Raw genomic sequence first — 23,936 nt, forward strand, 5'->3', positions numbered from 1 at the left:
TTGTTTAAATTAGTTCAAAAACTGAATAGTTAAGTTTATTAATTATTAAGTTAATGAATTACTATGAATGTTATCACGGTGATAAAATGAAACAACAGGAAATGGACAGGTTGGTAGATTCTCTGCTTATCTACATGCCCATGTTTTACAAAAAATTAACAACTGCGAAGGAAACTGATATCACAAAATCAAGCTACAAAAAAAGAACAGCTGATCAGTACCAGATACTGGGTTTGCTTGAGCATTACAACCATCTCCCAATATCTGAAATTGGAAAAAGATTGCTGTTATCTAGACCCAACATGACAGCCCATCTTGACAAACTGGTATCTGAAGGTATGGTTGAGAGAATTCCTGATGAAACAGACAGGAGGGTCATCAACATAGGAATCACCCAAAATGGTTTGGATTACATCAAAGTATCAAGAACTTGGGTTAAAAACAATATAAAAGAAACCTTGAATGTTTTAAATAATGAAGAGCTGGTTGAGCTTGAACACTGTATTGAAACAATTAAATCTAAAATTCTCATGATCGAGGGGTGTCATCATGGAACCATCAAAAAATGAATTTAACATCAGCCTTGTAATGGCCGGGCTCATGATAGGTCTGCTTGTGGCTGCACTGGATAATTCAATCATGGCAACTGCCATGCCCAAGGTTATTTCAAGCCTCGGTGGTATGGTTTACTACGTGTGGCCATTCACCATTTACATGCTCACCTCCACCATCGCTATTATTTTGTTTGGAAAGCTATCAGATCTCTACGGACGTAAGAGGATCTTGATAGCAGGGATAGTATTGTTTGTGTTGAGTTCTGTTGCATGTGGGTTCTCAAGCAACATGCTCCAGCTCATTATATTCCGGGGAATTCAGGGTATTGGTGGTGGAATATTGATAACCATACCCTTCATAGTGGTTGCTGAGTTATTCCCACCTAGACAGAGGGGAAAATACACAGGAATACTTGCATCGGTGTTTGGTATATCAAACGTTCTAGGACCAATACTTGGAGGAGTTATAACTGATTTTATGGGATGGCAGTGGGTTTTTTTCGTTAATGTTCCTGTTGGAGTGGCTGCAATTGTCATGCTGAGCATTTATTTCCCCCACTTGAAACAGGTTGTGAGGGAGAAGGTCATAGATTACGCTGGCCTAATTACCATGTCACTATCGTTTAGTTCATTGTGCGTTGCTTTAACCTACGTGAGATCATCGTACCTTCCAGAATATGTGGTGGGTTTTCTGTTTATCTTCGCTGCACTGATGTTCATCCTATTTATTCATGTTGAACGTAGGGCAGTTGAACCCTTACTGCCAATGCATCTGTTTAAAATATCTGTCTTCAATTTGTCTGCAGTTGCGATGTTCCTATCAAACGCTGTTATGTTCTGTGGAATTATCTACATACCACTATTTATTCAGAAGGTTCTGGGAATAAGTGCATCAGGTTCCGGGGCTTTAATAACTCCTATGCTAGTTAGTTTAACAGTGGCATCTCTAATCGCAGGTCAGGTGATCTCTAAAACAGGAACCTATAAAAAGATGGGTGTAATGGCATTTGGTTTGATAACTGTTGGAATGGTCATGGCCACCACAATAACCCAATCAACAGGTACAGCTGAAATTCTTATTTACACAACCATCCTTGGAATTGGTTCAGGAATAATGTATCCAGTTTTCACTGTGGCAATACAAAATGCTGTGTTAAGACGGGACATTGGAATTGCAACGGCATCTAGCCAGTTTTTCAGAAATGTTGGTGCCACCATAACCCTCCCAATCTTTGGTTTGATTGTAAACCTAACCATGAACATGGATATAAATGCTGTAAGCAGTGTTCCAGTGGGACCCATGATCACAGCAATTCACAATGTCTTCACATTTGGAATTGTGATGTGTATAATTGGATTAATAGCTTCGTTAATGTTAAAAGATGCTGTTTTAAGTAATTCAAACGATTTTAATGTGATTGATGAACCAGTTGGAACCGAAGAAGTTTAGTACAGCCTGAATTTCTTCAAATATTTTTTTTAATTTTTGAAGACCATTTTGTAAACATTGTCACCGGGCCTTACAATATCAGTGACGTGAACAGCTACATTTTGTCCTTTAGCTCCTTTTTTAACAGGTTTTCCGTCGATCTGTATTGATTCAACAGTTTGTTCTATTGATCCCGTTGTTTGGCCCTGGATAATCAGTGCGTCCCCCACATCGATGTCATCCCAGATTCTTATCTCGGCGGCTTGGACGCGTTTGTAATAATTTACAACTTCACCCACATCTTTTTTCTTATATTTTGCCTCGTTAGAACTGCTGTTTTCCTTGGGTGTGTTGAAATAAAATCCTGTGTCAAAACCTCTGTTAAAAACATTTTTAAGTTCTTCCAACCATCTTATGACATTTTCTTCATGTTCTGGTGTGTTCCATAGGCCTGCTTCGTACTCGTTTATTGCTTCCCTGTAAACTTTGGTTACAGTTGCAACGTAGTCTGCAGGTTTTGCCCTGCCCTCTATTTTAAAAACCTTGACTCCAGATTCTATGAGGAGGGGAATGTGTTCTACCATGCACAGATCCCTTGGGCTCAGAATGTGGGTTGTGGCCCGAGTTTCTGAGGTGTTTCCTGTGTTTGAAAAATTGTTCTCCCCAAGGATAAATTCTTCATCATCCTCTGAGGTTAGCTTCCATTCCTTTCTGCATGGTTGTAGACATTCTCCACAGTTGGCACTTTTGTTGTACATGTACGAACTTAAAAAACATCTACCTGAAACTGCCACACACATGGCCCCATGTACAAAGACCTCAAGTTCCATGGGAGAATTTACCGCTATTTCTTGTATGGATTGGATGGGTAGTTCCCTTGATAAGATGATCCTGTTCACTCCAAGTTCCTTCAGGACCTTTAATGACTCGCTGTTGGTGATGTTTGCCTGTACACTCATGTGAACTTCCATTTCAGAGTCCCTGGCTATTTTAACTGCGCCAAGATCTGATACAATAACAGCATCTGCACCAGAATCCTTTAACTTAGGCATGTTAACCTTGAGTTTCTCTACTTCTACCTCGCTAAGAGACGTGTTGATACATACGTAGAGTTTAACTCCTCTTTGGTGGCAGAGTGCTGCAGCTTCTGAAATTTCTTCCATTGAGAAGTTGGCAATGTTGGCCCTCATGTTGTAACCATCCAGGCCCACGTACACAGAGTTTGCTCCATTTTTGATTGCGGAGATGAGTGATATCCTGTCCTTTGCAGGGGAGAGAAGTTCTACTATTTTTACCACCTTAAAAAAAAAATGTTTTAAAAAAAATTAATTAAATCTATTTTTTAGCAACGTTTAGCTTCGTACTCTTTGATATCTTTAGGTAGTTCTGTTGGATACTCACCTGTGAGACAGCCCACACATAGGTTGCCATCTTCAATTCCTATGCATTCTATGAGTGATTCTAGGCTCAGATAACCGAGTGAATCCACACCCAAAGTTTTCCGGATATCTTCAACATCTTTGTCAGATGCTATGAGTTCTTTCTTGGTTGCCATTGCAATACCGTAGTAGCATGGTGAAATAATTGGTGGACATCCCACCCTGAGATGTATTTCCTTGGCACCAGCTTCTCTCAATACTTTTACAAGAGATTTTGAGGTTGTTCCCCTGACAATACTGTCGTCTACGAGTACTATGCTTTTACCTTCCAGTTCAGATCTGATTGGGTTCATCTTGAGTCTTACCGATGTTTCCCTTTCGACCTGGGTAGGCATGATAAATGTTCTGCCCACATACCTGTTTTTAAGGAGACCTTCACCGTAACCAAGGCCAGATTCTCTTGAAAATCCGATTGCTGCTGTAATTGCAGAATCTGGAACTGGCATTACAACATCTGCGTCTGCTGGAAATTCCTTTGAAAGTGCCTTTCCAATGTTTAGCCTCACGTTGTAAACAGAACTTCCGTCAAGAACACTGTCAGGACGGGCAAAATAAACATATTCAAACATGCAATGAGCTCTTCGAGGTTTTTCTGTCTCGGAAAGCTTGTAGCTTTCTATTTTATCCCCAATGCGGATGATTTCACCAGGTTCAACATCTCTGAGATGTTTGGCCCCTAAAACATCAAAAGCCACTGTTTCTGATGCCACCATTGTTAAGTCTCCCAGCTCACCCATGGAAAGGGGTTTGATGCCGTTGGGATCCCTAACAACGTATAAGTCTTCGTTGAACAGTATTACAAGTGAGTAGGAACCATTAAGCATTTTTGTAACATTTCTTATTGATTCCACAACATTTGAAGTTTTTAAGATTTCCCGTGTGAGGAGATGGCATAAAACTTCAGAATCTGTTGTTGATTCAAATTCGTATCCCAATAGTTCCAGTTCACATCTTAACTCTGGAGAGTTTATGATGTCTCCATTATGGGCAACAGCAACAGTTCCCAATTCAAAATTACTGAACATTGGTTGTGAATTTTCTATTTTTGATTTACCAGTAGTTGAATATCTTACATGTCCAATGCCGACATTACCATCGATTCCTTCAACATTACCGTTGTTAAACACGTCGCATACTAGACCCATACCACGATAGGTTGAAAGTTGGTTTCCGTCATGTGCAGATATACCTGCTGATTCTTGTCCTCTGTGTTGCAGAGAGTACAAGCCATAGTATATCTGGCGTGAAACATGGACAGACTTATCTCGAGAATATGCACCTACAATTCCACATTTATCCCTCAATTGAAAATCTCCCTGATATTATAAGATAATTACCGATCCATTATCTCAAATTGATCATTTATAATATACTTTAGTTTAAAATCAGATTTACATTTTGGTTATTTTTTTCATTCCTTCAGTAGGTTTGGGTTAAATTTTTCATCTGTAAATTCATCCTTTAGATCTTCTATCTTTGAATCGTAAAAAATTAAAACCGCTCTTATGATATTTAACCATTCCTTGGCAGCTTCCTTGGAAGTTGCTGCAATGTAACCTTGCCCTACAACTATTTTTTCAGGCTTAAATTCATTAGATATAAAATAAACTTGTTCTTCATCATTTAATTCTTCATCAAATAATTCTTTCCAGAGATCCTTTAATGAAAACCTTTCAAAGAGTTGTTTAGATTTGATGAATTGATATTTGTTTTTAATATCTGCATGCTTGTGTTTAGCAATTCTAAATTCATCTTCCACAATTCTGAGTTTTTCAGTTAATTTCGAGTTAGAATTAGTTAAATCTTCATTTACCGAGACTAAGTTCTGGTTTTCTGTTTCCAGATTCTTTTTCTCTTTAGCTAAAATTAATATATTTTCCCTTGATTCAGTTAAATTGTTTTCAAGTTCTCTGAATTTTTGAACGTTGGCTATTGATATCAAGCCTGTTCTTATTATGGCGTTTTTTATTTCCTTCCTTATGATGGAGGGATCCATGTACTCCACATCATGGCCAAATGGGAATTTCATACGTTCAACATGTCCAACTTTATCTTTGAGACATTTTCTGAACTTTTCAGCCAGTTCCCTGCCTGGTGCATCCACATCTGTTGCTATAAGCACTATATCTGCGCCCTGAACCGCTTTTTTTGCAATTTCAGGGTTAGTTGTTGGAATTATGGAGGATATGGTTATGTGGTATTCTGCTCCAAGGGCTATGTTCTGCATGGCCCTGGAAACTATCTCCACATCCGAAGCACCTTCCACAATGATCCTAACATCTATTGGATTGATTGCATCCATTTACTTCAACCTGTAACCATTAAGTTTCTTATTCTGCCAGTTGTAGGATCTGATCTTAGCTGATCTACCGAATCCACAGGCAGCGCAGTACTTTTTACGTGCGTTGTAAGAGTTTTTTCCACAACGTCTACATCGTATATGGGTTTTTTTGTTACGCTTACCAAATGATGGTGTTCCTTTCATTCTAATTTTCCTCCGTGAATTGTGTTAATATAAAAAATTTGTTGAGATTAGGTCCCAGTTTTACACCGGAGATATATATACTATGTTGTCCCCTCTAATAAGGACTATTCCTAATCGTTTAGCTGTTTCTAAGCCATCTAATTCTTCAGCTTCATTCAATACTAAATTCATATGCATGTCAAAACTTTTTAAAAGTCCCCTGAACTCTCTACCACCTTTGAGTTCAATTAATACTTGTGAGTTTAATGATTTACCAAGCACATCTAAGGGCCTCGACGTATTTAAATTCTTTTGTACAGTCACTAATATCACCTTTCCTATAACTTCAATGTTGGTCAGATTTGTATTTAAATGTATCCGTTGCTAACCGCTAATATAATTTATTGCAACTCAATTAAGTTCAGAATTAAAAGCATTTTTATTTAAAATGAGATCAAATTCTTTTCTTACATTAACTCAGATCATCTTGTTATATACATTTAATCATTCAACCACTGATAAAAATTTCAATCCAATGAAAAAGTTATGGTAATTTATGGCCTGCCCAAAAAAAATATTTGAAGCAGCACGAACATATTCAAATATGTAAAATCCAAACCAACCCATATCTTAATATTTCCAATGAAAGAACTGTATTATAAAGATTAATAACAGAAAATTTGTTTTGTAACTATTTGATTCAAATTAATTGTAAACGATCATTTGTAAAACAGTTGTGGTCAATAATTATGTAGTAATTTGAAGTATTAAACCATAACTGAAGATCATTGGTGTATAAAAAAAAATTTTATTGAACAATAGTTCTTGTTTGAAAATCATCGATCAATTGTGTAAGGTGTTGTAAATTGAAGATCAGGAAAAGATATTATCTTAAAAAGAAAATGCTCAGGGATATGGAAGGACAACTAGGAGATTTTTCAGGAATAATTAAACCTAAAAGCAAGGTCGAGATCATCGAAACAGACCTTGACGATATCATACTTGTGGATGGAAGTCCCATGATCATGATGATAGATGGGGAACCATTTCCAACCCTTAAAGGAGCCCTTGAACTGGATATCAAAACCAAGTTTGTGGTGGTTGACATGGGTGCAGTTAAATTTGTTATTAAGGGTGCTGATATCATGTCGCCCGGAATCACAGATGCCGATCCAAACATCGTTGAAGGAGATCTGGTTGTGATTGTGGATGAAACCCATCACAAACCCCTTGCAACAGGTAGAAGTCTCCTAACAGGACCTGAAATGGTTGAAAATAGGGAGGGTAAGGCAATTAAAAATATTCATCATGTTGGTGACGAGATCTGGGATCTGGTTATCTAGAAGTTGATTGTAAAAAAGAGGTGACTTTGATAAAATGACTGATCTCAGATACGAAGCAGGTAACGTTGTATCTCCACAGGTTCACAGTGTGGGTGTTCTTGCAGTGGGTTCACATCTGGAGAATCATGGTGCTGCTCTACCCATTGATACAGATTCCAAGATAGCTGCCTATATCGGGCTTCAAGCAGCTTTGATAACAGGGGCCAAGTACCTTGGAATACTTTACTCTGCAACAGAGTACGAATATGTTGAGCATGGAATTCACCAAGAACCAGAAGAACTCGTTAATAAACAGCTGATTCCAACCCTGAGATCAGCGAAGAAATTGCTTCAACTCGACTCAGTTGTCCTTGTAAATGGCCATGGAGGCAACGTTCCAGTTAATGATTATCTTGAACATGTGCAGCTAGAAACTGGTCTCAAAATTATTTTCAACAACAAAATTGTGGAAATTGAAGGACCACATGCAGGTACAGGAGAAGTATCAGTGGGTGAACTACTGGGAATTCTTGATAAAACCAAATTAGACGAACACTGCAACTTCGAAAACTATCCTGAAGTTGGAATGGTTGGTTTTGATAAAGCCAGAAAAGCTGAGGAAGGAATAAATCAGGGTGCTCTGGAAGTCATTGATACTGGTGTGTGTATCGATCTTGAGCTTGGCGAGTCCATACTCCAAACTGCAATTGTGGCTGTGATGGACGATGTTGAGAAACTAACAGCTGATACAAAAAAAGAATAAAAAATATTTATATTTTTTAGTTCCCTAATTCTCTATTTTCTTGATTATCTGTGTACACTCTTTAACCAGTTTAAAACGTTTGTATGCTTCTGAAATTCTTCTAACTGCTTCTAACGTTCTTATTAATGAGTCCAGCCATGAGAATATGTCTCCAGCATAGGCATGTATTCCATAGTCCCTGAGGAGTTTTTTGCTTATGTCCGCAGGGTCGTACTTCATGTTACGGTACTTCAATATTTTCATGGACATTTCATCCTGGAAACAGGTGCAAAAAGGTCTGTCCTTACATCTACAGGACATGAACTCCATCTGCAGATTTATTAGGAGTTCCTGAAATTTGGGTTCGAGTTTTGAGATGGCATCCCCTGAACTCAATATATCGAGGGTTGAATCTGCAAAGAGCCTGGATGATACATTGGATTTTAAAGCTTGGGCAAGTTTTTGGACTATGCGTGATGATAGATAAGCACTTTCAAATGGATTTAAACCTATGGCAATGTCCACCGGACTCAGTTTGGAGGATGTGATCCGTTTCTTTATATAATCTGCATCTTGGTAGTTTAGAAATGAAACTGAAACTGCACGGCCGTAGGATGTTGGAGATATAGAGTCGTTCTTGGATGTTGCGAAGCCATGGTCAACAATTAGATCGCAAACTGCATCCACACCCATGGGCAGGTCATCATTTTTATACGCTTCTTCAAGGTAAGAAACATTATCAGCTGTTCCAGAACAAAGATCAGCTAAAACCTGTTCCACTAAAGATTCTTCAGAGTAGTGTACATCGATGGATTCTACATCACTTTCTAAGAGTCTGACTGCTTGTGTTTCCTCTGTTTCGTCGTCGTATTTTAATCCAATTTCAGGTATTAGAAATACCCTCCCAATATCATGGTAGGTTGGTCTTCCTGCCCTTCCAAGCATCTGTGAAAATTCGTTTGGACTCAGCCACTTATTTCCCATGGTCAGAGTTTCGAATATCACCTGAGAAGCTGGGAAATCCACCCCTGCAGCTAGGGCTGCTGTTGTAACCACTGCTGAAATTTTCTGTTTCAAAAAATCCTTCTCAATTCTGCTCTTCTTAGCATATGAAAGACCCGCATGATAAGCTGCTGCAGAAATTCCTCTTTTTGCCAGGTAATCTGCTATTGAATGGGTTTTTCTCCTTGAATTGGTGAATATTATGGTTTGACCGTGGAATCCCTTGGATGAAACTGTTTTGTACTCGTTTCTGGATAATCTAGCAATCAGATCCTCCTTTTCATGGTCAGTTCTTGCAAATATCAGGTGTCTTTCAAGGGGTACTGGTCTCTTGTCGTATTCCACCAGTTTCATTCGAAATTCCGATGCAATTTCCTGGGGATTCTTAATAGTTGCAGACAAACCAATGATCTGCAGATCTGGAAACAAGGTTTGTAACCTGCGTATTAATCCCTTTAATCTGGGTCCCCTTTCATCGTCGTCCAGCATGTGTATTTCATCCACAACCACTGTGCCGATATTTCCGATATCTGAGGCCCTGCCGGATCTAAGGAGAAAATCCAATCCCTCGTAGGTACCAACAACTATGTCAGAGTTGTTAATTTTTTCATCGTGTATGGATAGTTCTTCTTTGGCATTTATTCTGCTCATTCCCACACGTATTGATACTTTGAGTCCTAACTGTTTGTACTTCTTTTTGAAGTCCCTGTACTTTTGATTTGCAAGTGCCACGAGTGGTGTGAGGAATATGAACTTCTTTCCATTCATTGCATTGGGTATTCCTCCAAGTTCGCCTATCAAGGTTTTTCCACTAGCTGTTGCAGATACAACCAGGAGATTTTCCCCTTCAAGAAGTCCGCTTTTTAGTGTAAGGGCTTGAACTGGGAGTAAATGTTTTCCATGACCCTTTAAAATCTTTTTAAGTTCGCCAGGTATTTTAATGTCATCTATCAAAATTTTGGGTGCATCTGGGCCCTTGGAATCTATTTTATCATAGAGTGTGAGATTTGGATGTTTAACAGGGTTGAACCTGGGATCCATCATTTTAAGCACTACGTTCAGGTCTCCAGTTTCTTCGAGTTTCCTTTTGAAGTTAGGAAACGTGCTCATGTCAAAGTTGTGTGCCTTGAGTTCGCGTTTTATTTCTTCTTCTGCACATTTTTTGCAGAGGTACTCCCTATGGTAGAGGTAGGATGAATCTCTTCTGATGAGTGTTATGAATCCTTCAAATGTACAGTGCCTGCACATTATGGTTTTCTTAAATGGTATATTGAGGGATTCGAGCATTTCCTCAGTTTCTTCATCGTCTCCAACCAAGTAAACATTTTGTTTCCTTAAAATTTTGATTGCTTCACTTGGGGGGAACAGGTTCTCGTTATCAGGGTCTTTTTTAACGATGAATTTATTTGGCCTTACCTTATCTCCTTTCCTCTCTAATTTAATATAACCATAAAATAAAGGTTTCCTGCGGGTGTTAACAGCACCTTTAGCACTGCCTATTGGAAACATTTCCAATATCTTTTTATTTTTCCTTAAAATTATCATTTAAATCTTGAATTGTTTATAAAAAATATTTTCAGTCTTATTTGATTCACTTTAAATCTCTGTATATTTAAAGATTTAATAGTATTTTTTGGGGATTAAAAAAAAAATGTTAGTTTGAAACTTCAGTTCCTTAATTTAAGATCATATTAACTTTTAGTAAACAACTACCTTAAAAAAAGGTCTAATCATTATTGAAGCTATTTCCAGACGATGCACCGTAACTAACTGTAATTATATTTAAAAAAAATAATTAAAATGAAGTTGGAGTTTATACAGTTTCCATCTTCTTCAGTTTTTCATTTAAAAGTTCCACAGCCTGGTCCCTTAATTTGAACTTTTGAATTTTTCCACTGGTTGTGAGTGGAAATTCCTCAACAATAAAAACATGTTTAGGAACCTTGTAACGAGCTATTTTTTGGAGTGCGTAGTCCCGTACATCTTCTTCTTCCAAATCAACATCCTTTTCGGGGATTACAAATGCTCCGACTATTTCTCCGTATTTTTCATCGGGAATTCCAACTACTTGGACATCCTGTACTTCGGGCATGGTGTGGATGAATTCTTCTATCTCCCTTGGGTAGATGTTTTCACCACCACGTATGATCATGTCCTTTATTCTTCCAACTATGGTGTAGTACCCATCTTTATCCACGGTTGCAAGATCTCCACTGTGAAGCCAACCATCCTCTTCAATAGCTTCTTTAGTTTTATCCGGCATTTTGTAGTAGCCCTTCATTACGTTGTAGCCTCTGCAGCAAATTTCTCCTGGCTGACCTGGTCCCAGTGTTTCACCGGTTTCTGGGTCTATTAGTTTGACCTCTATGTTTGGACGTGCCCTTCCAACTGTGTTCACACGTTTTTCAACAGAGTCATCCACACTTGTCTGGGTGAAAACTGGTGAAGCTTCTGTTAATCCATAGGCTATCGTAATATCCTCCATGTGCATGTCTGATATTACCTTTTTCATGGCTTCAATTGGACACGGGGATCCTGCCATTATACCTGTTCTAAGGGAAGTTAGGTCGAACATTTCAAACATTGGATGGTTAAATTCTGCTATGAACATGGTTGGAACACCATATAAAGCTGTGCAGCTTTCCTTTTGAACCGCTGCAAGGGCAAGTAATGGGTCGAATTCTTCAAGCATTACAAGTGTGCCCCTGTGGGTTAAAATTGCCAGTACTCCAAGCACTATACCGAAACAGTGAAAAAGCGGTACAGGCAGGCATAATTTATCTTCCTCTGTAAATTTCTGACATTCTCCAATGTAGTATCCGTTGTTTAGGATGTTTCTATGGGTTAACATCACACCCTTGGGAAATCCTGTTGTTCCTGAGGTGTACTGCATGTTGATAACATCATGGTTGTCGAGGGTTTTTTTAACCCTTAAAAACTCAGTATCATCGGTGTGCTTACCTAGAAGCATGAGTTCGTTGGTGTTGTACATTCCCCTGTGTTTTTCCTGGCCCACGTAGATGACCTGTTTAAGATACGGGAATCTTTCACTCTTAAGCTCTCCCCTTTCATGGGTTCTGAGTTCAGGTACAAGATCGTAGAGTATTTTCAAGTAGTCCACATCCCGGAATCCATCAATTATTGCAAGGGCCTTCATATCGGACTGTTTAAGTACGTATTCCAGTTCGTGGGATTTGTAGGCTGTGTTCATGGTAACAAGAACCACCCCTATTTTGGCTGTTGCAAACATGAATGTCAACCAGTCCGGCACATTTTTAGCCCATATACCCACATGATCGCCCTTTTTCACACCAATTGATAAAAGGCCCTTTGCAAGCATATTTACACGTTCATCAAACTGTTTGTATGTAAACCTAAGATCTCTGTCGGGATACACTAGGAAATCCCTGGATGGATCCTTTTCTACCTGTTTTTCAAAGAAGTCTCCGATGGTTTCTTCACTAAAGAGCATGAAAATTCCCCCATACTTAACTAATTGGTTGTTATCATCTATTTTTTTTTATTTAATTTATTATTTCTATTCCTGACTCTGGGTTCCGTGGGGCAGTAAATGTTCTTCCAACTGTGATCTTATGGATTCTGGTATGGGCATGGATTTTTTCTCGATAAAATCGAAGTGCACAACAACGGCCTTTCCCCTAACATTTAGTTTACCCCTTTGCCATGCTTCGTGTCCCAATGTGAATGAACTGTTACCTACTTTTTCAACGAATGTTCGTATCTCTATGTCCTCACCATAGTACATTTCACCCACGAAGTCAAATTCTGTTCTGACCATTATGAGTTTCCAGTTCTCATAGCTTAAATCAAGATCAGGTGTGAACATTCTGAACACTGGATTTCTGGCCTCTTCAAACCATATTGCTAGAACTGTGTTGTTTACATGTCGAAGTCCGTCTATGTCTCCAAATCTTGGAGTTACTACTGTTTTAAACATTTAATTCCTCTTATATTTGTTAGTTCGCTGTTTAGTTTATTGTTTCATTAAAATTTTGTGATATTAAAAATCTACCATTACAATATTAGATCGGTGTGTAGACAATTGCCAGTATCTTGGCTTCTCCACCGTATGCGTGGAGATCGTGGGGTACAACCGAATCGTAATAAATACTGTCACCCTTGGAAACCAAATATTTTTCCTTGCCGTAGAGAACTTCAATCTCTCCATTCATAACGTAAATAAATTCTTCACCTTCATGGGAGGAGAGTTGGTAGTCTTCGTTTTCAGGAGGGTGAACATCAATTATGAATGGTTCCATGTGCCTGTCTGTTTTTCCAGATGCTAAAGAGTAGAATTCAAGGGTACTTTCCTTAAGATCTGTATTTTTTCCAGAAAATCTCATAACATTTTCTGATTTCCCTGATTTAACTACAACTGGTCCTGATTGTGGTGCATCATCCAGAAAGGTTCCGAGCCTAACATCTAGTGCTTTGGCTATTTTTAACAATGGAGATAATGAAGGCATTACAGTGTTACTTTCAAGTTTTTCAACCATTTCTACACTTAGATCAGAATTTTCTGCTAGTTCTTCGATTGAAATATTTTTACTTTCTCTTAATTGACGTATTTTTTCGCCTACACGATTTTCTGACATTAAATCACCTTTTAATTATCCACCTATAATTGATATTTAGTTTCATATCATTTCAATATCACTTCTGTGTTTGTAAAAAATTCAAAGAAATATTTGATATTAACAAACCTAAAATTTGGAACGGTGTTCCAAATGAAAACAAGACCATTAATGGAAATATTTCTATTAAATATTCCTTCTAACCCGAATTTGTTGGGGTGTAGTTAGTTGAATTGTTTGTTGGTACAACTACCGGGGTTGTGTTGGTTATATTTACAACCACACGTTTGTTAACATACACTGGAGTGAATGAAGTGTCTCCAATTGCTGATATTTGTTGTTGTCCATTTAAACTCAAATTTGAAGGAATTGAAGAATCTATCAAGTTAGAACCCAAACCAAATACGTTGGCTGCCGAAGCTACTCCAAATGCCAATAAAGCTATTATCAGCACTATAAATAGGGTTCCAGATTTTTTTGGATTCATTTTTATTATCTACCTTGATGGATTTTTATGCTTGCTTTGGTAACTCAAGTAAGTTATCAAAGCTTGATTCTAATTTTGTATTGGCTCACTTAAAACATTTTCATGTTTGAGCATGAGCAAATGTCATTACTTGTTGAATTGTTCAGTTTATTCAACTGTAACACATTTGGCTAAGTTCTTTGGTTTATCAGGATCTATGCCCCTTTCAACACTTATGTGGTAAGATAATAATTGAAGCGGTACAACGTAGGGTATTGGAGATATCATTTCAGTTATATCTGCTTCAAATCCTATGAAATCATGAGCCTCTGATCTGAGTACGGTGTCCTCTGAGGATCCCACTGCAATTACACTGGCTCCCCTGGCCTTAACCTCTTCAATGTTTCCTAAAGTTTTATCATGACTCTGTCCCGGAGGTACAACTGCAAGAACAGGTACATCATCATCTATTAATGCTAATGGTCCGTGTTTAAGTTCACCTGCGGCGTACCCCTCACCATGGATGTAGGTTATTTCCTTGAGTTTCAATGAACCCTCGAGTGCTGTTGGGTATGAAAATCCCCTTCCAATGAAGAAGAAATCGGTGGCGTCTTTGTACTTCTTGGCTATTTCAATGATATGTTCCTCATCTTCTATTGCAGACTTCATACGATCTGGAACCTTTTTAATCTCCTCTAAAAGTTTTTTATCGTCACTTAATGCGATTACAAGGAGATAGATGCATACGAGTTGGCTCACATAGGTTTTTGTTGCTGCTACACCTATTTCAGGGCCTGCTCTGGAATATATCACATGGTTGGCTTCTCTGGTTGCTGTGCTTCCCAAAACATTTACAATCACAAGGGTTTCTGATTTTTTATTGGCCACTTTAAGGGCCTTGAGTGTGTCTGCAGTTTCCCCGGATTGGCTTATGAATATTACCAATGTGTCTGAATCCAGTGAAGGTTCTGAGAATATGAATTCCGATGAAAGAATAACATCCGTTGGTATTCCAAGGAGTGTTTCAAACAGGTACTTTCCAACTAAAGATGCATGGTAAGAAGTTCCGCATGCCACAAAACAAACCCTTTTGAAGTCTGAAAAGTTTTGAACTACCTTCTCTATTTCTGAATATTCCATCAGAGTATTCTTTACAACCTCTGGTTGTTCATGAATTTCCTTCAGCATGAAGTGTTTGTAACCACCCTTCTTAGCCATGTCTGATGTCCATTCTATGGTTTCAATTTCCTTTTCAAGGACTTTACCCTCATCATCCTTGACAATTACTCCATCAGCAGTTAGTATAACCATTTCATTATCGTTTAGATAGATTATCTTATTTGTGTGGTCTAAAACAGCAGGAACATCTGATGCAATGAAAAATTCCTTTTCACCAACCCCAACAATTAATGGGCTCTCCTTCCTGACTCCAATTATTTTATCTGGCTCATCTGCACTGATGGCTGCAATTGCATAGGACCCCTTGATATCCTTGGTGGTCATTCTTGTTGCCACTTCAAGACCATTACCCATGTCCATATATTTCTCTATGAGGTGAGGTATAACTTCGGTGTCAGTATCAGAAACAAATATGTGACCTTCATCTATGAGGCTATTCTTTATTTCCTTATAATTTTCAATGATCCCGTTATGAACCACCGCAATTCTTTTCTGACAGTCCGTATGTGGATGGGCATTTTTTCCTGTTGGAAGCCCGTGTGTTGCCCATCTTACCTGAGCTATTCCCATGTTTCCAGGAATATCTGTTAAAACAATTTTTTCTTGAACTTCATCAATTTTTCCTTCGCCCTTTTTGATGTATAGATCCTCAGAAAGCGTTGCTATCCCAACAGAGTCATATCCCCTGTATTCTAACCTTCGTACACATTCTAAAAGTACAGTACTAGCTTCATCTTTAATTATACATGCTACAATTCCACACATGATTTCACCAAGGGATTTATTTATAATTTGAAACGGTAATCATTAAACAGTTTAATCAATGCATACTGTTTTATTTTTTTTAATACAAGTAGAACAACTTTGAAATTTAAATTTTCTTAAACATTTACTATTATGAACCTTCACCATCTATATAAAATTTTCATCAACAATAGATTTGGGTTATAATTAATATGGACATAATTATTATTTAAAATAACTATTAAAAAACTGTGTAACTTGATATAAAAAATTAATTTTGGGTTACAATGACCCTTTGATCCTCAATTTACATCCAAATAATTTGTTAAAAATGTAAAAACAAATTTTGTTTTATCAATTCATCGATGGTCCAGTTAAAATATCCATGTTTATCTCGTTTAGATTGTCGCATCCAGTTAATAGCATTGCGTTTCGAAGATCATCCTTTACATATTTGTAGTATAGTTTAACTGGAACTTCTCCTCCGGCCAATGACAATCTTGCAAGGGGTCTTCCTATCAATGCCACATCAGCCCCCAAGGCTAAAATTTTAAGCACATCATAACCTGTTCTTATTGCACCGTCTGCAAGTACCGGTATCTTCCCATCCACCTCACTAGAAATTTCAGGAAGTACCTCTGCAACTCCTTGTGCACCGTCAAGAACCCTTCCTCCATGATTTGAAACGTAGCATGCTGCAGCACCAACATCTAAAAGTTTGGCAGCATCTTCCCTGCACATTATGCCCTTGAATATGAGGGGTAGTTCTGTGGAGTCCACCAGTTCAATTAGATCATTCTCCCCTTTGCGGTAAACTGGTTTTTTAGCAGTTTTCCAGAAGGTTGAGCCTGCACCTTCAAGATCTACCCCTGCTGCAAGGACGTTTAGTTCTTCTGCCTGTTTGATTAATTCCAGTAATCTTTCTTGAGATTGGGGTTTGAAGATGGGTATGCCCCATCCATGGTTTTCACCGACTGTTTTCACTCCAAGATCATCTGGAACATCGTTGGTGTTTCCAACCATTCCAATGGTGCCTGATGACATAGCCCCATGTAAAAGACCTCTATAAAAGGTTTCTTCAGGAATTGAATCATTCATACTGTTTTTAACGCCTGAAAGACTTGAGCCCATTACTGGAAGTGCGATCTGTTTGTTGAATATGGATAGAGACATTTCAGGTTCTTTATGATCCTTTATCACCCTCATTTTCAGTTTATACCGTTGTAAAGAATTGTAATTTTCCTCAAAGGTTTTTCCCTGTCCTGCACCTCCAAATCCTATGGAACCTCCAAAGTTCTGACCCGAGCACATCCTATCTGGTTTACCATTGCATACATCGTACTCTCCACAAATTCCATGCAGCATGTTCCGGGCTATGGAACGGTAGTAGTTGATGTCCTGAGTTTGATGTTGGGTTTCGGTGTAGGATTTAGCTTTGATTTCAAAAATTTTGTTGTTGACAGGTTTCAAATATTCTTTAGGCATTCCACAAACAGGGCAAAGCCATGAATCTGGTATTTCCTCCAAAGTTGTGCCAGGCTCTAATTTAGTCTCAAGGTCTCCCTTTTCTTCATCGTAGATGTAAATATTGCAATAGGAACAAATATATCTCATTTTATCGATTCTCTCCATAATTTAAACCATCATTTGTAGGGATTTTTGGATATTTTATCAAGATCAAAGAATTTATCAGCTTCTTTCATGGTCATTAACCCCTTCATAACCACCAAATCCTTTATGGATTGATCAGTTTTCAGGGCTTCCTTCGATAGCTTAGCAGCTTCTGAATATCCTATTTTGGGAGATAGTAGTGTTGCTATGCTCGGATTTTTACCAGTTCTATCTTCTATGGTTTTTTTGTTTGCCATGATACCTTCGATGCATTTCTCTTGAAACACTGGAAGGTAGTTGTTTAACATGGCCAAGGTTTCCAAGATGTTGGATATCATGACTGGAGTCATTACATTGAGTTCGAACTGGCCCGCCTGACCTGCCAGTGACACTGTGCTGTTGTTTCCCATTATTTGGAAGCATATCATATTCATACATTCGGCCATTACAGGATTAACCTTTCCTGGCATGATGGACGATCCTGGTTGTACAGGGGGCAGCACTATTTCGTTTAGTCCTGAGGTGGGTCCCGATCCCATGAGTCTGAGATCATTGGCTATTCTTGAGAGTTCAACTGCAAGTTCTGCTAGGGAATTTGAAAAGGCAACCATTATAGACCGGCTCTGCAGAGCTTCCATCCCATTTTTTGCAGGTAAGAGTGGTAGCGATGTGAGTTTGGATAATTTTTTTATCACAGTTTCCCTGTAAAGTGGTGGTGTGTTTACCCCGTTGCCAGTTGCTGTGCCCCCAAGGGGTATTTCAAGGAGATTGTTTCTGCTTTCTTTTATCCTGTTTAATGCACGTTTGATTGCCTCACTGTAGGCTATAAATTCATCTCCAATTGTTATTGGCATGGCATCCATTAGGTGTGTTCTTCCGGATTTTGGTACAGAAATCATACTTTTTCCCTTATCCTCCATTGAACTGGAAAGTTTGTGGAGTGTTTCCATTAGTTTATCTGCTTCCATCACAATTGCCACGTGGGAGGCTGTTGGAAATGTATCGTTGCTTGATTGGGATCTGTTAACATGGTCGTTGGGATTTAGGTAGTTGTAATCTCCCTTACTGTGGCCCAATATTTCCAGGGCCCTGTTGGCAATTACCTCGTTTACATTCATGTTAAATGAGGTGCCTGCTCCGGCCTGGAACAGATCCACCCTAAATTCCCCCAGTAATTTGCCCCCTAAAATTTCTTGAGCTGCCTTGATAATTGCTGAACCTTGCTCATGATCTAAGTTATCAAGTTCCATGTTTGCCTCTGCAGCTGCTATTTTAAGCATGACATAGGCCAGTATGAACTCTTTACTTTCCCCTCGGCCTGTTACTGGGAAATTTTCAACGGCTCTTTGTGTTTGTATACCGTAATAGGCAGAATCTGGCAGGTTTTTTTTACCTAGAAAATCCTCTTCTTCACGCATACTACTTCCCATCCTTCCTGTTTTTGATGATGTTTAATTTTTCCCTTGCCTTGGCAATTGCAATCAAAGGAGGTACATCCTTTGGACAAACTCTTCTGCAGTTACCATGAAATTCACAGTCCCACCATCCGTTGGGTTTGTCTGCTAGAAGAAGCCTGGATTCATTTTTGCCCTCCCTGGGATCTATGTAGAATCTGTAGAGTTTTGCAAGCGCAGCAGGACCCAAGTAGTCAGGTTTAGCACCGTCAACAGGACAGGATCCGAAACATAAAGCACACAGTATGCAGTTGGTGTAGAGTTCCAGTTCCTTAACAGCTTCAGGATCCATCAAACGTTCCAAGGTGGGTTCTGGATCTGCTGGTTGGAGCACTGGTTCAACTTGCTGGTAGTAATCAAAAAATCTGTCCATGTCTACGATTAAATCCTTTTTAACAGACAGGTGAGGCAGTGGTTCTATTAAAATCTCTTCTTCAGGATCCCATGCACCAGTTTCTTCAATGGCACTGTAGGGTGATAGAGGTACCTTAAGTTCTCCATGAATTAGGGGTTCGAGCTGTGTTCTGCATGCCAATCTGGGTACTTTGTTTATTAGCATTCCACATGTTCCACAAACAGCTCCTCTGCATGAGTAGTGGAAGGCTATGGAATCATCAAAGTTTTGCTGTATATAAAATAAAGCACCAAGCACTGTCATGCCAGTTGGAGGTTCAAATTCAAATTTGTCGTAGCTTGGGTTTTCCATTCCCTCTTTGAACCTGAAAATTTTGAACTTCATCTAATAAACACGCTCCTTGGGTTTAAACATTCCAAGTTTAACTGGTTTGTAGTTTAAAACAATTTCACCATCTTTCATGTTGACAAGGGTATGTTTTAAGAAGTTTTCATCATCCCTGTCGGGATAGTCGTTTCTCTTGTGGGAACCCCTGCTCTCTCTCCTTTCAATTGCTCCCAAAGCTACAACCTCTGCTATCTTAAGCATGGATTCAAGTTCTAAAAATTGTATGAGTGCCTGGTTGTAGGCTGGTTCCTTGTTGTTGAAGCATGAATTCGAAAATCTTTCCTTTAACTGACCTATTTCGCGGAGTCCTTCGTTCATTGTGTCATTATCACGAAATATTCCGAATTTTTCCTGCATTGTAACTGTCAAATCTGTTTTGATGGAAAAAAACTTTTCACCATCATTTCTTTGGAGTATAGTTTGGATTTTGTCATCCATGGATCTGACTGCCTCTAGTACTGGTTCTGTTTCAGGTTTTTCAGCGTTCGTGATATCTTCAATTATTTTATCTGCAACCAGTCTTCCAAACACCACTGTTTCAAGTAGAGAATTTCCCCCTAACCTGTTTGCTCCGTGAACACTGATGCATGAACATTCCCCTGCAGCATACAGCCCCTTCAAAATGGTGGATCCGTCTTTTTCCACATCAATCCCCCCCATTGAGTAGTGCTGGCCAGGCTGAATTGGTACCAGTTTTTCTATCGGGTCAACTCCTGCAAAATCCATTGCTATCTGTCTTATTCCAGGTAACCTTTCTTTTATACGGTTTGATCCAAGGTGGGTTAGATCCAGATGTACGTATCCCTCATCAAAGGCCCTTCCCTCGAGAATTTCCTGTTCAATGGATCTTGCAACAACATCCCTCGGTGCCAGATCCATAGAGTTGGGTGCGTAACGTTTCATGAAACGTTCACCCTCCTTATTAACCAGGATTCCTCCTTCTCCACGAGCCCCTTCACTCATGAGTATGTTGGTGCCGTAGAGGGTTGTTGGGTGAAACTGTACAAATTCCATATCCTTAAGTGGAACACCAGCATCCATTGCAAGTGCCTGGCCATCTGCAGTGTTTATTATTGCATTCGTGGATCTGCTGTATATTCTTCCAAAACCTCCAGTGGCCATTAGTGTGGCCTTTGAATAAAAACCGTGAATATCTCCGGTTTTGATATCGATGGCAGTTAAGCCCACACAGCTTCCTTGATTGGTTACCAGAGAGGTTACGAAAAATTCTTCGTAAACAGGAATTCTTCTTGCAACAACCTGTTCAAAGAGGGTGTGAAGTGCGTTGTGTCCTGTTCTGTCCTCAGCATAGCATGTTCTGGGAAATCCTGCCCCTCCAAATGGTCGTTGGGCAATTTTTCCATTTTCTAGTCTTGACCATACAGTTCCAAGGTGTTCGAGTTCAACAACAGATCTCGGTGCTTCCCTGCACATGAGTTCGACTGCATCTTGATCTGCAAGGTAATCAGATCCCTTGACAGTGTCGTAGGCATGCATTTCCCAGCTGTCATCTGTACCATCCTCGCCCTTCACATTACCCAACGATGCATTCATACCTCCTTGGGCTGCAACAGAATGGGATCTGAGTGGATTGACCTTGGAGATCACCACAACATCTAAACCTGCGTCGTATGCCTGCATTGCTGCCCTTAGACCCGTAAGTCCTCCCCCAACCACCAACAGATCATGTTGGTGCATCCTTGATCTATCTGCACCAATGGCTGTGTCCTGATTTATTGATTTTGTTGTTATGTCCATTCCTCCTTCCTTAGGATTTCTATCTAACAAGATATCATTCAGTTTTTAAATTTAAGAGCTGTGACAAATTTTTTTCAATGCATAAATATCCAGTTTGGAAACAGAGTAATCAAACCACTGAATCGGGTTTCCATTAACTAGTAATCTGTTTATTTCTCAAGGAATTAATAATTTGTGAAAACAAACAGGACACCATCAAAAACAGCAGGTTTGTGTTTAAACCCTAAAATCTCGTGTAAATGTTTAGAAAAAAATTTATTGAATTTCGCATCAAAAAACTGTTCACTAGAAAAATTTTATGCAACTATTTTGAAAGTATATGTATATGGGACTTGAATCATTCAATCAATTTACTATTCCTTTAATTAAAGATTAGGGCAGTTATATTCATGATAGCTCGTTATTTCTTTCGAAGTTTTTATATAAACCAACCGACTTAATCTTAATAGATGTGGATGATGGAACATAGTTCAAAAATTAATTTTTTTGATCTTTGAAGAAATCCAAAAAAAATTGTTTACAAAAATTTTTATTTGAAATTTAAACTTTCATACTATAATAAAAAATATGTGGAGCTTAACATGAATCCAAAAATGGGAAATCTCATATATGCTGGTAAAGCAAAAACTGTTTACGAAACCGATGATCCTGATCAAGTTATAGTTAAATTTAGAGACGATATAACTGCTGGAGATGGAGTTAAAACTGAAAGTCTGGTTCGTAAGGGTTACTACAACTCGGTTATATCTGCGAAGTTCTTCGAGGTTCTTGAAGATGCTGGAATTAAAACCCAGTACATAAAATTAATAAAACCTGGTTACATGCTATGTAAGAAGCTTGACATGATACCGCTCGAAGTAATAACCAGAAACATCGCTGCAGGAAGTCTTCTTAAGAAGTTTCCATTCACAGAAAAACAGGAATTGGAACCTCCAATAATACAGATGGACTACAAAAATGATGAGTATCATGATCCAATGTTGAATGATTCCATAACCATAGCCCTTGAACTGGCTACCAAGGAAGAACTTGACACAATAAGAAGCATAACTCTGGAAATAAATTCTGTATTAAAGGAATTTCTGCTCTCTAAAGCTATTTTGTTCCCAGACTTTAAAATAGAGTACGGGTTTGATTCAGAGGAGAATATTGTTTTAGGTGACGAGATCAGTCCAGATACTTGTAGATTGTGGGATGCTCAAACCAGTGAAGTTCTCGATAAGGATCTGTTTAGAAAGGGTGAAGATGGAGTTATGGATGCTTATATGAAGGTAGCTTCTCTTCTACTGGATGAAACAGACATTGCTAAATGGAACGTTGAGTTTTAGAGTTTATGTACCTGTTGAATGAAATTAAATGGAGAAAAATAGTTTTTTGATTATCCAAAAAAAATACTTGGTGATGTTATGAAATATGATGCAGAAGTTAGAATAAGTCTTAAAAAAGGTATGTTAAATCCTGAAGCTGCCACAATACAGAGGGCACTTGCATTACTTGAGTATCAGGTTGAAAATACTTCAACAGTTGATCTGATAAGGTTCCAAATACAAGGGGACAGTGAAGGTGCAGTTAAGGAAGAAGTGGATGAAATGTGCCAGAGGCTGCTCTGCAACCCCGTGATCCATGATTACACCATTAAAATATCGGCTCAAGAGGAATAAAAAATGAAGGTAGGGATAATAAGGTTTCCGGGATCCAACTGTGACAGGGATGTGTTTCATGTGCTGGAACTGGTGGGTGCAAAACCAGAATATGTATGGTGGAACACGAGGGATCTGTCAGATTATGAGGCCATAGTAATTCCAGGAGGCTTTTCATACGGTGACTATTTAAGGGCTGGTGCAATTGCTGCAATAACACCCATCGTAGATGGTATAAAGGATTGTGTCAGTGAGGGAAAACCTGTTCTCGGTATATGTAATGGTGCACAGATACTTGCTGAGGTTGGTCTGGTTCCCGGTGTTTTCACTGAAAATGAGAATGCCAAGTTCATATGTGAATGGACAGATCTGAAGGTTGAAAGTGTGAAAACACCATTTACAAGACTTTACAAGAAAAATGAGATCATAAGAATGCCAATTGCCCATGCTGAAGGTCGTTACTACACTGAAAATATCCAAGAACTCAGGGACAACGATCAGATCGTTTTATCATTCGAATCTGAAAATCCCAACGGTTCAATGGAGGCAATTACAGGAGTTTGTGACCAGGAAGGTTTGGTTTGTGCAGTGATGCCACATCCAGAAAGGGCTTCAGAATCTATTTTAGGATCAGATGATGGTCGTAAATTTTTTGAAGGCATAATGAAATTCAGATAAAAAGAAAGATAAGACCCTTAAATTTCTTTTCTTTAATTAAAATTAGAAGCAGTGCTGTTTAACTAAAACAGGATCAAATGTTTTTTAGGTTAATCAGGTATGAAAAAAATAGGTGAA

The 23,936-nt window shown here is 38.7% G+C and carries 22 protein-coding genes; 7 read left to right on the forward strand and 15 right to left on the reverse strand.

Going from position 1 to position 23,936, the window contains the following annotated elements; all coding sequences use genetic code 11:
• Positions 1 to 86: 86 nt before the first annotated feature.
• Positions 87 to 569, forward strand: coding sequence for a MarR family winged helix-turn-helix transcriptional regulator (locus tag METBO_RS10360; protein WP_048186448.1), 483 nt, complete (start codon positions 87 to 89; stop codon positions 567 to 569).
• Positions 550 to 2,004, forward strand: a complete 1,455-nt coding sequence (locus METBO_RS10365; RefSeq protein ID WP_013645666.1) for an MDR family MFS transporter — start codon at positions 550 to 552, stop codon at positions 2,002 to 2,004. Before METBO_RS10360 ends, METBO_RS10365 begins: the two co-directional genes overlap by 20 nt.
• A 29-nt stretch (positions 2,005 to 2,033) precedes the next feature.
• Here the strand turns inward: METBO_RS10365 and METBO_RS10370 are convergent, their stop codons facing one another.
• The 5 genes from METBO_RS10370 to METBO_RS10390 form a co-directional block, all read right to left on the reverse strand.
• A complete protein-coding gene (locus METBO_RS10370) occupies positions 2,034 to 3,281 on the reverse strand; it encodes a peptidase U32 family protein (RefSeq protein WP_013645667.1) in 1,248 nt (415 codons plus the stop codon).
• A gap of 44 nt (positions 3,282 to 3,325) precedes the next feature.
• Positions 3,326 to 4,726 carry an amidophosphoribosyltransferase gene (gene purF, locus METBO_RS10375; protein ID WP_013645668.1) on the reverse strand — a complete coding sequence of 467 codons (1,401 nt, stop codon included), beginning with the start codon at positions 4,724 to 4,726 and terminating at the stop codon, positions 3,326 to 3,328.
• 107 nt (positions 4,727 to 4,833) lie between these two features.
• Entirely contained in the window at positions 4,834 to 5,724 is an 891-nt protein-coding gene (locus tag METBO_RS10380) for a toprim domain-containing protein (RefSeq protein WP_013645669.1), read from the reverse strand.
• Positions 5,725 to 5,907, reverse strand: a complete 183-nt coding sequence (locus tag METBO_RS10385) for a 50S ribosomal protein L37e (protein ID WP_013645670.1) — start codon at positions 5,905 to 5,907, stop codon at positions 5,725 to 5,727. It lies immediately after the preceding gene.
• A gap of 60 nt (positions 5,908 to 5,967) precedes the next feature.
• Complete coding sequence (locus tag METBO_RS10390; RefSeq protein WP_013645671.1) at positions 5,968 to 6,210, reverse strand: LSM domain-containing protein; 243 nt, start codon at positions 6,208 to 6,210, stop codon at positions 5,968 to 5,970.
• Between the two features lie 542 nt (positions 6,211 to 6,752).
• On the opposite strand from METBO_RS10390, the gene METBO_RS10395 reads away from it, so the two are divergent.
• Positions 6,753 to 7,229, forward strand: coding sequence for a DUF1947 domain-containing protein (locus METBO_RS10395; RefSeq protein WP_048186449.1), 477 nt, complete (start codon positions 6,753 to 6,755; stop codon positions 7,227 to 7,229).
• A 34-nt stretch (positions 7,230 to 7,263) separates the two neighbouring features.
• Complete coding sequence (gene arfB / locus METBO_RS10400; protein WP_013645673.1) at positions 7,264 to 7,971, forward strand: 2-amino-5-formylamino-6-ribosylaminopyrimidin-4(3H)-one 5'-monophosphate deformylase; 708 nt, start codon at positions 7,264 to 7,266, stop codon at positions 7,969 to 7,971.
• Positions 7,972 to 7,995: 24 nt separating this feature from the next.
• Here arfB and METBO_RS10405 read toward each other — a convergent pair whose 3' ends face one another.
• The 10 genes from METBO_RS10405 to METBO_RS10450 form a co-directional block, all read right to left on the reverse strand.
• Positions 7,996 to 10,497, reverse strand: coding sequence for a DUF5814 domain-containing protein (locus tag METBO_RS10405; protein WP_013645674.1), 2,502 nt, complete (start codon positions 10,495 to 10,497; stop codon positions 7,996 to 7,998).
• 268 nt (positions 10,498 to 10,765) lie between these two features.
• The gene (locus tag METBO_RS10410; RefSeq protein ID WP_013645675.1) at positions 10,766 to 12,424 is read right to left on the reverse strand and encodes an AMP-binding protein; all 1,659 of its coding nucleotides are present in this window, start codon (positions 12,422 to 12,424) and stop codon (positions 10,766 to 10,768) included.
• A 66-nt stretch (positions 12,425 to 12,490) separates the two neighbouring features.
• A complete protein-coding gene (locus METBO_RS10415; RefSeq protein WP_013645676.1) occupies positions 12,491 to 12,910 on the reverse strand; it encodes an acyl-CoA thioesterase in 420 nt (139 codons plus the stop codon).
• 85 nt (positions 12,911 to 12,995) lie between these two features.
• A complete protein-coding gene (locus METBO_RS10420; protein ID WP_013645677.1) occupies positions 12,996 to 13,568 on the reverse strand; it encodes a helix-turn-helix domain-containing protein in 573 nt (190 codons plus the stop codon).
• A gap of 178 nt (positions 13,569 to 13,746) precedes the next feature.
• A complete protein-coding gene (locus METBO_RS10425; protein ID WP_013645678.1) occupies positions 13,747 to 14,034 on the reverse strand; it encodes a hypothetical protein in 288 nt (95 codons plus the stop codon).
• A gap of 147 nt (positions 14,035 to 14,181) precedes the next feature.
• Entirely contained in the window at positions 14,182 to 15,957 is a 1,776-nt protein-coding gene (gene glmS, locus METBO_RS10430) for a glutamine--fructose-6-phosphate transaminase (isomerizing) (RefSeq protein WP_013645679.1), read from the reverse strand.
• Positions 15,958 to 16,290: 333 nt separating this feature from the next.
• The gene (locus METBO_RS10435; protein ID WP_083804495.1) at positions 16,291 to 17,568 is read right to left on the reverse strand and encodes an alpha-hydroxy-acid oxidizing protein; all 1,278 of its coding nucleotides are present in this window, start codon (positions 17,566 to 17,568) and stop codon (positions 16,291 to 16,293) included.
• A gap of 11 nt (positions 17,569 to 17,579) precedes the next feature.
• Entirely contained in the window at positions 17,580 to 18,965 is a 1,386-nt protein-coding gene (locus METBO_RS10440) for an aspartate ammonia-lyase (protein WP_013645681.1), read from the reverse strand.
• A gap of 1 nt (position 18,966) precedes the next feature.
• The gene (locus tag METBO_RS10445; RefSeq protein WP_013645682.1) at positions 18,967 to 19,740 is read right to left on the reverse strand and encodes a succinate dehydrogenase/fumarate reductase iron-sulfur subunit; all 774 of its coding nucleotides are present in this window, start codon (positions 19,738 to 19,740) and stop codon (positions 18,967 to 18,969) included.
• Entirely contained in the window at positions 19,741 to 21,531 is a 1,791-nt protein-coding gene (locus tag METBO_RS10450) for an FAD-binding protein (RefSeq protein WP_013645683.1), read from the reverse strand. It lies immediately after the preceding gene.
• 551 nt (positions 21,532 to 22,082) lie between these two features.
• On the opposite strand from METBO_RS10450, the gene purC reads away from it, so the two are divergent.
• From purC to purQ, 3 genes are all read left to right on the forward strand, one after another.
• A complete protein-coding gene (gene purC, locus METBO_RS10455; protein WP_013645684.1) occupies positions 22,083 to 22,829 on the forward strand; it encodes a phosphoribosylaminoimidazolesuccinocarboxamide synthase in 747 nt (248 codons plus the stop codon).
• 78 nt (positions 22,830 to 22,907) lie between these two features.
• Positions 22,908 to 23,162, forward strand: a complete 255-nt coding sequence (gene purS, locus METBO_RS10460) for a phosphoribosylformylglycinamidine synthase subunit PurS (RefSeq protein WP_013645685.1) — start codon at positions 22,908 to 22,910, stop codon at positions 23,160 to 23,162.
• 3 nt (positions 23,163 to 23,165) lie between these two features.
• Positions 23,166 to 23,819, forward strand: coding sequence for a phosphoribosylformylglycinamidine synthase subunit PurQ (gene purQ, locus METBO_RS10465; protein WP_013645686.1), 654 nt, complete (start codon positions 23,166 to 23,168; stop codon positions 23,817 to 23,819).
• Positions 23,820 to 23,936 lie beyond the last annotated feature (117 nt).

It is taken from the genome of Methanobacterium lacus (assembly GCF_000191585.1).
Classification (GTDB): Archaea; Methanobacteriota; Methanobacteria; order Methanobacteriales; family Methanobacteriaceae; genus Methanobacterium_B; species Methanobacterium_B lacus.